A 13322-nucleotide genomic window follows, 5' to 3' on the forward strand; every position below is an offset into this window, starting at 1 on the left:
CGCGCCCCCGGCCGGGGGCGCATTCCCCGTGGCCGATCAACGCGTTGCCAGCATGTCCGCGACCGCGTCGACGGCCGCCGCGGCATAGGGGCGGATGCGCGGCGGGATCTGCGACGGGTTGATCCCCGGCCCCAGGATTCCGACACCCACCGGCTTCATGAATTCCAGCTGCAGGTCGATCAGGCTCTTGATCACCGCGTGGCCCATGACCGATCCGTGCTCGGTCTCGCCGCGCTCGATGATGCCCAGCGCCACCACGGCGTCGACGTCCGCGCGCATCAGCAGGCGCTTCACCGCCAGCGGCTTCTCCATGGAGCCGGGCACCCACGCCTCGCCGTCCGGCGCGATCGACAGGCCCCGTTTGCGCGCGACGGCGCGCGCCTCCTCCAGCATCTCCGTGACCTCGGCCGTATGGAACTTGCCGAGCACGATCCCGATGTTCGCCACCCCTGCCCTCTCCCTTTTCAGTCGATGAACCGTCAGTGCGCGCCGCACAGCAGCGGACGGTCGCAGCCGAGGATGTGGTCCATCAGCCAAAAGCGCAAGAAGTCCCGCACCGCCACCCCGACGTCGAGCGTCCCGTCGGCGATTTCCGCGCGGATGCCCTCGAACTGCTGGGCCATGACGGCGTGGTGGGCGCGGTGCTGGAGGAAGCGGCCGGGGGCCATGGCGCGCACCACACCCTCCTCCATCCCGAAATGGGCGTGAACGTGGTCGCGCAGCCCGTCGACGCGGCGGAGCGCATCGGCCGGCGCCAGCCCGGCGGCGGCGGCGCGGTGCAGGTCGTTCAGCATGCCGACGAGCCCGCGGTGCTGCTGGTCGATGGTGGGGATGCCGGTCTCGTGCTCGGCACCCCAGGCGATCAGGTCGCGCCCGGCGCCGGGCGCCGCCGCCTTCAGCAGGGCGGCGTAGGAGCCGTCGTAGCGGGTTTCGTGCCGGCACAGCACGGTGTCGAGCGTGCCGGCCACGGTGGACAGAAAATCCCGCGACACGTCGCACTCGCGCACATAGGCGACAAGGCGGCCGACCTGCGTGTTCAGCAACTCGTGCTGTTCGGCGTGCTCCTCCCAGCCGTCGTGGCCCAGCGCGCGGATGATCAGCTCCTCGCAGGCGAAATGGGCGTGCAGGTCGGCGGTGAGGGCGTCGAGGACGGGGGCGATCTGCTCGCGCGGGGCGCCGCCGTCGCAGCGTTCGCGGATCTGGCCGATGCGGCGCACCAGCGCCGCGTGCGTGCCGTCGATGAAGCGGTTGCCGGTCTCGGGCACCGGGTGATGGTCGACGTTCATGGCCTCCCCCTGCGGCGTGCCGTTCGGCGGCGTCTTCATCCGCGCATCGGCAGAATACTGCATGCGTGCGCTTATGAGTTGTACCAATCCCGTGACCGGGCGGGCAATCGGGCGGGGGTGCGGCGAATCAACTCGGCCTTGGCCGGCTCAGGCCGGTTCGTGGCGCGGAAAGCGGCCGGCGATGGCGTCGCCGGTGTAGTCGGCCACCCAGCCGTCGGGGCGGGTGAACAGGCGCACGGCGGTGAACGACGGGGGATTCCCCATGTCGAACCAGTGCCGCGTGCCGGCCGGGATGCTGATCATGTCGCCGCGCTCGCACGCGACGCGGAAGACCTTGTCCTCCAGGTGCAGCCAGAAGCAGCCGCCGCCCTCGACGAAGAAGCGCGCCTCGTCCTCGGTGTGGGTGTGCTCGGACAGGAATTTCCGCCGCAGGTCGTCCACGCCCGGCGTGTCCGGCGCCACGCGGACCACGTCGGCGCACCGGAAACCGCGGCTGGCCTTCAGGCGCGCGATCGGCGCGGCATAGGCCGCGAGCACGCGCGCCGCGTCCGCGTCGGCGGGAAGCTGCGGCTCGACCGCCCAGCGCTCGAACAGGATGCCGGCGTGGGCGAGGTGCGCGGACACCACCAGCCAGTCGCGGCTGGACAGCTCCGGCACGGCGGCGTCGGTGTCCCAGTAGACGGTCAGGGCGGTCATGTCGTCCTCTTCACGGCACCTTGCGGCGACCGGCGGGTTGCACGCGGCGTATGGATATTCTATTTCCGATCGGCGCGCGCGGTACATCGTGCCGCAGCTTTTCCGGCCGGCGGATCGTCGCAGCCGCGCGTTGTCGCTGGCGTTGCCAGCAAAGCTCGATTATCTTTCAAATCTGTAACATTCGCCTGCCAACCCGAACGGCGCCCGTCATGGCCATCTCCCTGCGCTCCCGCCTGCTGGCCAGCTTCGCCGGACTGGCGGCCGTCGTGTCCGGCGGCCTGATGCTCTGGCACCTGGACCGCACCGACGCGCTGCTCGCCCAGGCGCAGGATCTGGCGCTGCGCGACCACTACACCGCCATGCGCGCCCAGATCGACACGGAGATGCAGACGGCGCGGGCGCTGGCGCTCCAGACCGCAAGCCTGCGGGAGGTGCAGGACGCCTTCGCCGCCAGCGACCGCGAGCGGCTGCGCGCCCTGCTGGAGCCCGGCTTCAAGGCCCTGGCCGAGCAGACCGGCGTGACGCAGATGCAGTTCCACACGCCGCCGGCCATCTCGTTCCTGCGGCTGCACCGGCCGGACCACAGCGACGACCTCGCCGGCTTCCGCCTGACCGTGATCGAGGCGAACCGCACCCGGCGGCCGGCGCAGGGCGTGGAGGCGGGAAGCGTCGGCCCGACCATCCGCGCGGTGCAGCCGGTGTCGCGCGACAACCGCTTCCTGGGCACGGTCGAGTTCGGCATCGACGTCGGCGACCGGTTCGTCGCCGGCTTCAGGCAGCGCCTGGGCGCCGACATCCTGCTGCACGTGCGCGGCGACGACGGCGGACACCGGCGCGTGGCCGGCAACGCGGCCACGCTCGCCACCTACGCCGCGCTGTCGCAGGCGCAGAACGGCGCCGTCGTGACCGCGCCGGCCACCCCGGAACAGCCCAAGGCGGTGCTGACCGGGCCGGTGCGCGACTACGCCGGCAAGACCATCGCCGTGGCCGAGATCAGCATGGACGGCACGCGCTACCTGCAGCGGCGCACGCAGGCCTGGGTCGAGGCACTGCTGGGCTTCGCCATGGCGGTGGGGCTGGCGGCGGTGGCGGCGGTGGTGCTCGCGCGCCGGGTCGGGCGCCCGCTGCGCCGGCTGACCGACGCGGTGCACCGCCTGACCGGCGGCGACGCCTCGGCGGCGATGCCCGGCCGCGGGCGCGGCGACGAGTTCGGCACCATGGCCGCGGCACTGGAGGGCCTGCGCCGCCAGACCCGCGAGCGCCAGCGCCTGGACGACGCCGCCCCCCATCTGGCGGCGCTGGTGCAAAGTGCGGGCGACGCCATCGTCGCCATCACGCTGGACGGCATCGTCACGCACTGGAACCGGGGGGCGGAGCGCCTGTACGGCTTCAAGCCGGCCGAGGCGGTGGGCAAGCCCGCGGCCGACCTGATCGTGCCGGCCGACCGGCGAACGGACTTCATGGACATGCTGGTCGCCGTCGCCGAAGGCGGCATCGTCGACAACCTGGAGACCGAGCGCCAGCGCAAGGACGGCAGCCGGCTGGCGGTGGAACTGACGCTGTCGCCCATCCGCGAGAACGGTGCGATCACCGGCGCCTCCTGCATCGCGCGCTGCCCCGTGACCGCAGCCGACACGCCGGAGCTTGCCGCCGACGCGGTGGGCGGGGCGTAGCCTATGGCGCCGGGCGCGGGCGCAGGGCGCGGACGGGGCGCCCGTCGATGGCCGCCAAGCCCAGGCCGATCAGCGCCATGCCCAGGAACTGCCGGGGTTCGATCACCTCGCCCAGGATGCCCATGCCCAGCAGCATGGCGCTGACCGGCACCAGGAAGGTCACCAGCACCGCGTTGGTCGCGCCCGCCGTCGCCAGGATGCGGAAGTACAGGATGTAGGCCACCGCCGTGCCGAGCAGCGCCAGCGCCGCCACCGCGCCCAGCGTCACGGCACCCGGCGCCGGGTTCAGCCACGGGCGGTCGACCAGCAGCACGACGGGCAGCATCATGACCGTCGACGCCGACACCTGCCCGGCGGCGGTGACCAGCGGCGGCGTGCCGCGGAAGCGCCGGCCGTAGATGCCGGCCAGGGCGTAGGAGGTCGCGGCGCCCAGAATCGCCACCTGCCCGGCCACGTCGCGCCCCAGCCCGCCCAGAGCCGCCGGCCCGATCATCACGACGATGCCCGCCAAGCCCACCAGCACGCCGGACAGGCGGTTCGCCGTCATCCGCTCGTCCCGCGTCAGGACGTGCGCGAGCAGCACGGTGAACAGCGGCGTGGTGGCGTTGAGGATGGCGGCGAGGCCGCTGGCGATCTGCGTCTGGCCCCACATGATGAGGCTGAACGGAATGAAGTTGTTCAGCAGGCCCAGGGCGAAGTATGGCAGCCAGTCACGCGGTCGTGCCGGCATGCGCAGCCCGGAGACGCGGACGGCCAGCAGCAGTGCGGCCGCCGCCAGCCCGACGCGGCCGAGCACGATCGTGAACGGCGGCAGTTCGGCCAGCGCCACCTTGCCCAGGAAGAAGGACCCGCCCCACAGGACGGAGAGGAGGATGAGGAGGAGCCATTCCAGCCCTCCCATGCGCGGTGCGGCGTTCGTCATGCCCCGACGATGCCGCCGCCCGCCCTCCGATGCCACCCGGTTCTTGCGCTACCGGATCAGAAGCGTTCCAGCGAGACGCAGACGCTGTCCTTGCCCTTCAGGCTGCCGCAGCCATCGCTGCGCTGGGAGATGAAGCGGATCTGCACGCGGTCGCGGTCGACGCCGGCGGGCAGCAGCGCCTCCGCCACCTCCAGGCGGGTGGCGGGGGCCGGCCCCTGGGGCTTGCCGGCCTTGGCCAGCTGCATCTGCGGCTTCGGCTCGGCCTTGGCGACCTGCACCGGTGCGGGAGCCGGGGCCGGCTTGTCGCTGCGCGGCGGCGCCTTGGCGATCTGCACGGGGGCCACTTGAACCGGAGCGGCCGGCTTCTGCGCCACGACCACCTCCGGCTGCGCCGGGGCGGGAACGGCGGCGGGAGCGGCCGGGGCGGGCTTCGGGGCGTCCTTCGGCAGGACCGCCACCTCGATGGCGACGGCGCCGGAGGAGGCGGACGGCTGCTGCGGCTCGTGCCCGCGGATCTGCGGGGTCAGCGCCGCCAGATAGGAGCGCGTCTCGCCGGGCAGCTTCTGCTTGCGCGCCAGAACGTTGGCGTAGCAGGCCGGGCCGCAGTTGTAGGCGGCCAGGAAGCCCGGCGCGCCAAACAGGTCGTACATCTCGCGGATGTAGGCGGTGCCGGCCATGATGTTGTCGCGCACGTCGGTCGGGTCGGAGCCCAGGCCGTATTGTGCGCGCATCAGCTCGTAGGTGCCGGGCATGACCTGCATCAGGCCGATGGCGCCGGCCTTGCTGGTCAGCACGCGGCCGTTGACCATGTGCCGCCCGTGGCTCTCGCGCATCATCACCGCGCGGATCCAGCGTTCGGGAACGTCGAAACGCTCCGACGCCTCGCGGATGTGCGGCACCCAGCGGCCGAGCGGATCGGAGGGGTCGATGGGTGTTGCGCCCCGGTCCGGGACGGCGGCCACCTCGGTGGGCTGCTGCGTGGCGCAGCCGGCGAGCGACAGGCCGATGAACAGCGCCACGGCGGCGGCATACGCCGTCCGGGCGGTCTTGGCCGGAACGGCCGGAACGTTTTGAATTGCCACTATGGGTCGTCCGTGCTGACGGCATACGATCGATAGGCGTACCCGTTTATTGCGAGCAACAAGGGGGTGAAGTCAAGCGACAACACCCCTTGTTCGTCACATTTCCGCCTCTTCCCTGTCGCGAAGACTTTCAGGGCGGAACATTTTATGGACATTCATGGGAAAAGATTGCGGTTCGTCTGCCCTGTTCGGCGGCAATGCACGCGTCCGGATGTTTGTCCGCGATCAAATCCACCACGCCGGCGCCGGGCTAAGCTGCGCCTTCCCGAATCGACGGAGCAGGAGCTGCCGGCATGACCTTTCCCGCCTTCTTCGACGCCGCCCCGCGGCTGAGCGTCATCGATCCCCTGAGCGCCTTCCTCGGCGCCTCCGACGGCGGGACCATCGCGTACGGCTATGCCGACGCGGTGAAGCTGGCCGGGCATTCCTGCCCCACGGTGGCCGGCGCCTACCTGATGACGGTGCGCGGTCTGCAAGCGTTGTACGGCGCCGAGCCGCCGGTGCGCGGCAACGTCGCGGTGGCGTTCCGCGATCCGGAAACCGCCGGCGTGACCGGCGTCATGGGCCGGGTGGCGGCGCTGCTGACCGGGGCGGCGGGCGAGGATGGCTTCAAGGGCATCGGCGGCCGCTTCGACCGCCGTGGCCTGCTGCGCTTCGCCGTTCCCATGGAGGGCGACATGGCGCTGCAGCGGCAGGACACCGGGACGGGCGTGCAGATGCGCTTCAACGCCGCCCTGGTCCCCTCGCCCGCGGAGATCCGCGACCTGCTGCCGGCCGTCCTGCACGGCCACGGCGACGCGGATGACGCGCTTCGCTTTCAGGCGCTGTGGCAGGACCGCGTGAAGCGGCTGCTGGTCGACCATGCCGACGACCCGGCGCTGATCACCGTCACGCCGTGGCTGGGCGCGCCGTCGGCATGACGCTCGTCTTCCCCGACGCCGCCCGGCGGATGGGCGGGCACCGCGTGTTCTTCCCGCTGGCGCTCGCCTTCGCGGTGCTGGGCGTGCCGTACTGGACCGCCGGCTACCTGGGCTGGCTGCCGGTGGCGTGGACGCCCGCCGTGCACGCGCACGAGATGGTGATGGGCTTCGCGCTGGCGGTGGTCGGCGGCTTCCTGCTGACCAAGCCGACGCGGCCCGTGCTGGCGCTGGCCGCGGGGGCGTGGCTGCTGGGGCGCGCGGCGATGCTGGCCGGGCTGCCGCCGACCTGGGCGGTGCCGGCCACCCTCGCCTACCCCGTGGTGCTGTTCGTGCACGGCGGCCTGCCCTTCCTGCGCGCCGCCAAGAGCGGCCACAACGCGGTGTTCGGCCCGCTGATCGGCGCCTTCGCGGCGGCCGAGGCGCTGGTCTGGGCCGGCGGCGACGGCGGCCGGGCGGGGGCGCTGCTGGCGCTGCACCTCGTGGGGTTGCTGCTGTTCACCATGGGCGGGCGGATTATCCCGTCGGCCACGGCGGGCGCGGTGCGCCAGCAGGGCGGCGTGCTGGTGGCGCGGGTGCAGCCGCGGCTGGAATGGCTGGGCGTCGGTGGCGCCATCACCGCGATGCTGTCCGTCGCCACGGGATGGCTGCCGGAGGCGGGGGCGGCGGGCGGTATGCTGACCGGCGTCTGCGCGCTCGCCCGGCTGGCGCGCTGGCGGACCGACGCGACGCTGGGGCGGCCGGATCTGTGGAGCCTGCATCTGGGCTACGCCTGGCTGGGCCTGGGCTGGATCGCCGCAGGAGTGGAGCGCGTGGCGCCGTTGCCGGGCGGGGCGGGCTGGCACCTGCTGGGTGCTGCGGCGCTGGGCACCATCGCCGCGTCCATGATGGTGCGCGTGTCCTTGCAGCGCGAGGCGTGGGCGGCGGACTTCCCTCCGGCCGCGACGCTGGCGGTGGTGCTGATCGGCGCCGCGGCCGTGTTGCGCGTCGCCGCCGGCTGGGCGGCTCCGGCATGGCTGATGCCCGCCGCGGCGGTGGCCTGGACGGTGGCGCACCTGTTGATCCTGGGCGCCGTGGCGCGCATCCTGCGGCGTCCGCGAAGGAAGGCCCACTAACGGGGGATGGGATGCAGACGAACACGCACACCGGCCGCCTCGTCCACGACGACCACCACCGCACCGCCGACATGCTGAACCGGCTGGAGGCGCACCTGACGGAGGCGGAGACGCGCGGCATCCCGTCCCTGGACGACCCGACGGTGCGCGCCCTGGTCACCGACCTGTCGGCCATGCTTGACCGCGAACTGGGCGCGCATTTCGACTTCGAGGAGGAGGCGGTGTTCCCGCTGGTCGCGCAGGGCGGCGCCTATGAGCTGACCCGCCTGCTGACCGACGAGCACGAGGCGATGCGCCCCATCGGGCGCCGGCTGCAGCGCTACTGCGCGCTGGCGCTGGCCGAGGGGTTCGACGAGGACAGCTACGCCGCCTTCGTGCACTTCGGCTGGGACCTGACGGACCGCCTGACCCGCCATTTGCAGACGGAGGAGGGCAACCTGCTGCCCGCGCTGGAAATCCTGCTGCTGAACAGCCCGGAGCTGGACGAGCCGCTGGCGGCCGGCTACCGCGCGCCGTAGCGCGTCGGCCGGGTCGCGTTTCCGCCGGCGTCGCGGGCACGCCGGACGCCCGTCAATGCGGCACCAGGGGCCAGACGAAGGCGATCAGCGGCGTGCCGACCAGGATCACCAGGATCGACAGCGGCAGCCCCAGGCGCGAGTAGTCGGCGAACCGGTAGCCGCCGGGGCCCATGACCAGCGTGTTGCACTGGTGCCCGATGGGCGTCAGGAAATCGCACCCCGCCCCCACCGCCACCGCCATCAGGAAGGCGTCGGGGCGCAGCCCCAGGTGGCCGGCGAGGCTGGCGCCGATGGGCGCCATCACCAGCACGGTGGCGGCGTTGTTGAGGAACGGCGTCACCGCCATCGCCGCCACCAGGATGAGGCCCAGCGCCAGCAGCGGCGGCAACCCCTGCGCCACGTCCGACAGGAGGCCGGCGATCAGGTCGGTGCCGCCGGTGGTGCGCAACGCCTCGCTGACCGGGATCAGGCTGCCGAGCAGGATGAGGATCGGCCATTCCACCGAATCGTAGGCCTCCTTCAGGCTGAGCACGCGCGTCAGCATCATGGCAACGGCGGCGCCGAAGAAGGCCGGCGCCACCGGCACCGTGCCGGTCGCCACCAGCGCGATGGTCGCCGCCACGATGGCCAGTGCCAAACGCTGCTTGCGCGGCCGGCCCAGCGCCACGTCGCGTTCGGCCAACGGCAGGCAGCCGAGCGCCGCCAGCGTGGCGGTCGCGTCGGCGGCGCGGACCTGGAGCACCACAAGGTCGCCGAACCGGAAGCGGATGCGGCGCAGCCGCTGGCGGATCGGCCGGCCGCGCCGGCTGAGCGCCAGCAGGTTGGCGCCGTAGCGTTCGCGCAGGCAGACGTCCTCCACCGTGTTGCCGATCAGCATCGAGCTTTGCGCCACCACCGCCTCGACCACGGTCAGCTCGTCGGCGCTGGTGACGCCCCGCAGCTCCTTCTCGGCCACCAGCTGCAGCCCGGCGGCCGGCACGATGCGGGCCAACGCGTGGGTGTCGCACTCCAGCACCAGGATGTCGTCGGCGAACAGCGTCCAGTGGCCGGACGGCACGTAGCGCCGGTGCCCCTCGCGGATGATCGCCGCCACGGTCACGTCGCCCTCGCCCGCTTCCTCCAGGTCGTGCACGGTGCGGCCGACGAAGGCGGATTCGGCGGTCAGCCGCGCCTCGGTGGTGAAGTCATCCACCGAGAAGGCGGGTTGCCCCGAGTTGGAGCCGCGCTTGCCCGGCAGCAGCCGCCAGCCCCCCAACGCGAGGAACGCCACGCCCAGCGCCGAGATGGCGAAGCCGACCGGCGTGAAGTCGAACATGCCGAACGGCTGGCCCAGGATCTCGCCGCGCATGCGCGAGACGATGATGTTGGGCGAGGTGCCGACCAGCGTCATCAGACCGCCCATCAGCGAGCCGAAGGCCATCGGCATCAGCAGGTAGGACACCGGCGTGCCGGTGCGGCGCGCGACCTGGATGGCGATGGGCATGAAGACGGCCAAGGCACCCACGTTCTTCATCACCGCCGACAGCAGCGTGACGGCGCCGGTCAGCACCGCCACCTGCGTCCACGGCACGCGCATCAGCGGCGCCAGCGGGCGCATGGCCGTCTCGACGATGCCCGACCGCCCCACCCCGGCGCTGACCACCAGCGCCGAGCCGACGATGATGACGATGTCGTCGGAGAAGCCGGTGAACGCCTCCTTCGTCGGGATGACGCCGGCCACGAGCCCGGCGACCAGGGCCAGCATGCCCACGAGGTCATAGCGCAGGCGGTCCCAGATGAGCAGCGCGATCACCGCGCCGACGAGGGAGAAGGCGACGATCTGGTCGGTGGTCATGAAACCCTGGGGTTATCGGCCGCTGCCCGATGGCTGGCGGGTGCCGTTGCCGGAGCGGCCGGTGTTGGTGTCCTTGCCGTTGCCAGCCTTTCCGGCGGGGCCGGCGGGCGCCTTGGCGTTCTGGATCAGGGAGCCGCAGTGCGCCTCCTCGTCCGTGCCGGTGTCGACCAGCGGCAGGATGCTGGCCAGCGGCGTCAGCAGGACGCCCAGCGCCACCGCCGCCGCCCCGCGCGCCGCCGTCTCGGTCGCGTCCACGCCGATGTCCGGGTCGCCCAGCGTGCCGCCGACGGTGACCGGCACGTGCGTGGCGAAGATCTGCGGGTGCTTGGCCTTGCCCTGCACGCGCATGTTCAGGCGCTCCTCCTTCAGGTTGACGCCGCCCTGGCCGGTGATCAGCGTCTCCGGCGTGTCGAGCACCAGGGCGTTGACCTTGGCCACGCCGTTCTGCGCCTCGACGTCGGTGACGAGGCAGTTGAAGGGCAGCGGCCGGTCGCCGGACAGCACCACGCCCAGCGTCTCCAGCACGTTGGTCTTCAGCCCCTTGACCGCCAGCGCGCTGATGCGCCCGCCGTCCACCGCCAGCCCGACCTTGCCGTCGGCCGCCGCCAGGATGTCGGCCACCGTCGGGCCGCGTCCGGTCAGCTGGACGCGGCCGGAGACGGTGCCGCCCATCTCCTTGGCGAAGGGCGTGTCGCGGAAGAACTGGGCGAGTTGCACGCCGCGCACCTCCAGGTTGGTGCGCAGCGCCGCCGACCTGCCCTGCCCGTCCAGCACCACCGTGCCGGCGACGCGGCCCTTGCCGATGCCGACGCTCAGCGGTTCCAGCGTCGCCTTGCCGTTCTCCAGCTTCAGGTGCGCGTCCAGGCCGTCGAGCGGCGCCATGGGCGCCTCCACCCGCTGGCCCTTGAAGCGCACGTCCATGTCGGCGAAGCGCAGGCGCTCCAGGTTCACCTCGGTGGCCGGCAGGATGCGGCCGGGGCCCTTGGTGGGGTAGTCGCCGCTGCCGCGCGGCGAGGCGCCGACGAAGCCGGCGAGGTCCACCGCCGCCAGCCGGCGCGACGTGAGGTCGGCGGTGATGCGCGGCCGCTCACCGCCCGTGTCCATCGCCAGGTTGCCGGCCAGGTCGCTCTCGCCGACCTTGCCGTTCATGCCGTCGAAGCGCCAGACGTTGCCCTCCTTGCCCAGCCGGCCGGACAGCGCGTAGGGGCGCGTCTTCGGCGTGGGGATGCCGAAGATCGGGAAGATCTCGGCCATGTCGTCGCCCGCCACCTCGATGGACAGGTCGACGCCCTCCAGCTTCACCGGCTCGGCGATCTTGCCCTCGACCTTGCCGCGGGTCTTGCCGACCGACGCCTCGACCTTGATGGGATAGGGCTGCGCGGTGTCGCGCAGGAACAGCAGCGAGCCGCCGTCGACGGCCAGCTTGAACGGCTTGCCGGCGAAGCTGCCCTGCCCGTCCAGGCGCACGCTGGCATCGCCGCTGCCGCCGGTGGCGGTGTTGATGGTGCTGTTTATGTCGATCTCGCTCTTGGGATCCAGGTAGCCGACGCGGCCGTCCTCGATGACGAGGCTTTCGATCAGCGGGACCTCGCTGCGGTCGTCGGGCTTGACCGTCTCCTCCGCCGCCTCCTTGCGGGGGTCGTTGCCGAAGGTCCAGTTGTTGGCGCCCTCGGCGTTCTTCTCCATGGCCAGCTTGGGGCCGGACACCTTCACCTCGGGCACCTCGATGTCGCCGCGCAGCAGGGGCCACAGGCGAACCTGCGCGTCGAGCACGCGCACCTCGGCGAAGTTCGGCTCCTTCGCCCAGTCCGTGTTGGCGACGCGCAGCCCTTCGATGTGGATGTGGATGGGATCGCCCAGCTTTACGTCGAGCGTGCCGTCGATGGCGACCTCGCGCCCCAGCGCCTTGCTCGCCTGCCGCGCCGCGAAACCGCGCGCGTCGTTCCAGTCGAACAGGGCGAGCGCCAGCCCGCCGCCCACCACCACCAGCCCGGCGAGGCCCAGGAGCCCCAGGCCGATCCACTTCAGCACGGCCATGCGCCGTTCCCTCCCCAAGCGGACGCCACGCGGGCGACCCGTGGGACTCAACGCTTCTCATCCGGATAGTGGGGCGGCACAGAAGCGGCATACCTCCAATGAACGCGAGGCCGGAGCGCCGGCGGTTCGTTGCTTTTGGCGCGAAATCTTCATAAATTTTTCAGGGTGCCTGCGCTGCAATGCAGGGCCGACCACAGACGCCGCCGACCGCCGCCCGCCCCATGCGCTCGCTGACCAACTTCACCCCCGCCACCTTCGAGGAACGCGGCGCCGCGGTCGCCTTCACCACGCCCGTGCTGGCGCAGACCCGCGTGCGAAAGGACGAGCGCGACCAGCTGGAAGTGCTGATCCCCAACCTGTCGGAGGGGCGCGGCGTCTACGTCGTCGCCTGGAAGGGCCTGCCGCTGGCCTTCCCGATGACGGTGCACGACCGCATGCTGCAGGACCTGATCGCGCGGAACGGCGGCTGCTCGCCCGACGACCTGCGCAAGGCGGCGATGGAGGTCGCGCGCCTGGGCCTCGCCGGTCCAGAGGCGCAGGAGGCGGCGGAGGCCGCCCACAAGGACGACGAGGAGCAGCGGCTGCTCATCAACTTCCAGCTGATCGGCGAGGTGCTGAAGGCGGTGGGGCTGGAATCGACCGACATCCTGCGCGCCGGCCTGGCGTCCGAGCAGGGGCAGCGGCTGACCCGCACCTACATGATCAAGGCCGGCCAGCACCTGGGCATCGAGCCGACCGAGCTGTACCTGCGCGTGGCCGAGCTGGCCAGCGCCATGGAGCCGATCGGCCTCGTCTCCTCGCCCAAGCCGGCGCGGCTGCGCCGGCTGATGGGCGAGCTGGTGCGCTTCCGCGATTCCATCGCCGACTGGGCGACCGACAACGTCTCCGAGGCGGCACCCATCGGCGGCTTCTGCGCGGAGGTGGCGGAGCACACGCTGAACCACGTGCGCACGGTGATCGGCCGCCTGGACGGCGCCGTGGCGTCGTTCGAGGTGCTGCTGCGCCAGTGGGACACCCAGCGCAAGGTGGTGCGGCAGGCGTGCACGCGCCTGTCCTGGCTGCTGGACGGGTGGGAGTTCATCACGGCGCTGTGGGCGGACGCCCAGGGCAAGAGCCGGCACGAGCTGGACATCGCCGTGCACGAGATCTTCCGCATCATCCCGCTCCTGCCGCGCAACGAGGACAAGGTCGACCTCTCGCTGGAGGCCGGCAAGGTCTTCACCCTGAACCGCAGGGCGGTGC

12 protein-coding genes are annotated in these 13322 nt (G+C 72.1%); 5 read left to right on the forward strand and 7 right to left on the reverse strand.

Features of this window, described 5'->3' with window-relative positions; genetic code table 11:
- Positions 1-36: 36 nt before the first annotated feature.
- The 3 genes from VED21_RS05460 to VED21_RS05470 form a co-directional block, all read right to left on the reverse strand.
- Complete coding sequence (locus tag VED21_RS05460; RefSeq protein ID WP_324881308.1) at positions 37-447, reverse strand: 6,7-dimethyl-8-ribityllumazine synthase; 411 nt, start codon at positions 445-447, stop codon at positions 37-39.
- A 32-nt stretch (positions 448-479) separates the two neighbouring features.
- Entirely contained in the window at positions 480-1325 is an 846-nt protein-coding gene (locus VED21_RS05465) for a hemerythrin domain-containing protein (RefSeq protein WP_324881309.1), read from the reverse strand.
- A gap of 108 nt (positions 1326-1433) precedes the next feature.
- Complete coding sequence (locus VED21_RS05470; protein WP_324881310.1) at positions 1434-1982, reverse strand: acireductone dioxygenase; 549 nt, start codon at positions 1980-1982, stop codon at positions 1434-1436.
- A 209-nt stretch (positions 1983-2191) separates the two neighbouring features.
- Between VED21_RS05470 and VED21_RS05475 the strand changes: the two genes are divergently transcribed.
- Positions 2192-3655: a cache domain-containing protein gene (locus VED21_RS05475; RefSeq protein WP_324881311.1), complete on the forward strand. Its 1464-nt coding sequence runs from the start codon at positions 2192-2194 to the stop codon at positions 3653-3655.
- 1 nt (position 3656) lies between these two features.
- Here VED21_RS05475 and VED21_RS05480 read toward each other — a convergent pair whose 3' ends face one another.
- Positions 3657-4577, reverse strand: a complete 921-nt coding sequence (locus VED21_RS05480; RefSeq protein WP_324881312.1) for a DMT family transporter — start codon at positions 4575-4577, stop codon at positions 3657-3659.
- A 56-nt stretch (positions 4578-4633) separates the two neighbouring features.
- Positions 4634-5659 carry a transglycosylase SLT domain-containing protein gene (locus tag VED21_RS05485; RefSeq protein WP_324881313.1) on the reverse strand — a complete coding sequence of 342 codons (1026 nt, stop codon included), beginning with the start codon at positions 5657-5659 and terminating at the stop codon, positions 4634-4636.
- Positions 5660-5952: 293 nt separating this feature from the next.
- Here VED21_RS05485 and VED21_RS05490 point away from each other — a divergent pair, with 293 nt between their 5' ends.
- Genes VED21_RS05490 through VED21_RS05500 form a run of 3 tightly spaced genes read left to right on the forward strand, consistent with a single transcriptional unit; the run spans position 5953 to position 8209 of the window.
- Positions 5953-6579: a hypothetical protein gene (locus VED21_RS05490; protein WP_324881314.1), complete on the forward strand. Its 627-nt coding sequence runs from the start codon at positions 5953-5955 to the stop codon at positions 6577-6579.
- A complete protein-coding gene (locus tag VED21_RS05495) occupies positions 6576-7691 on the forward strand; it encodes an NnrS family protein (protein WP_324881315.1) in 1116 nt (371 codons plus the stop codon). The genes VED21_RS05490 and VED21_RS05495 overlap by 4 nt, the downstream gene beginning before the upstream one ends.
- 11 nt (positions 7692-7702) lie before the next feature.
- On the forward strand, positions 7703-8209 hold the full coding sequence (locus tag VED21_RS05500; RefSeq protein ID WP_324881316.1) for a hemerythrin domain-containing protein: 507 nt from the start codon (positions 7703-7705) through the stop codon (positions 8207-8209).
- A 52-nt stretch (positions 8210-8261) separates the two neighbouring features.
- Here VED21_RS05500 and VED21_RS05505 read toward each other — a convergent pair whose 3' ends face one another.
- Together VED21_RS05505 and VED21_RS05510 are read right to left on the reverse strand one after the other, a co-directional pair.
- A complete protein-coding gene (locus tag VED21_RS05505) occupies positions 8262-10043 on the reverse strand; it encodes an SLC13 family permease (protein WP_324881317.1) in 1782 nt (593 codons plus the stop codon).
- Between the two features lie 12 nt (positions 10044-10055).
- Positions 10056-12080, reverse strand: a complete 2025-nt coding sequence (locus VED21_RS05510) for an AsmA family protein (RefSeq protein ID WP_324881318.1) — start codon at positions 12078-12080, stop codon at positions 10056-10058.
- A gap of 179 nt (positions 12081-12259) precedes the next feature.
- Between VED21_RS05510 and VED21_RS05515 the strand changes: the two genes are divergently transcribed.
- Positions 12260-13322: hypothetical protein (locus VED21_RS05515; protein WP_324881319.1), on the forward strand; the 1063-nt coding region annotated here is incomplete at its 3' end.

It is taken from the genome of Azospirillum sp., assembly GCF_035627195.1.
Classification (GTDB): domain Bacteria; phylum Pseudomonadota; class Alphaproteobacteria; order Azospirillales; family Azospirillaceae; genus Azospirillum.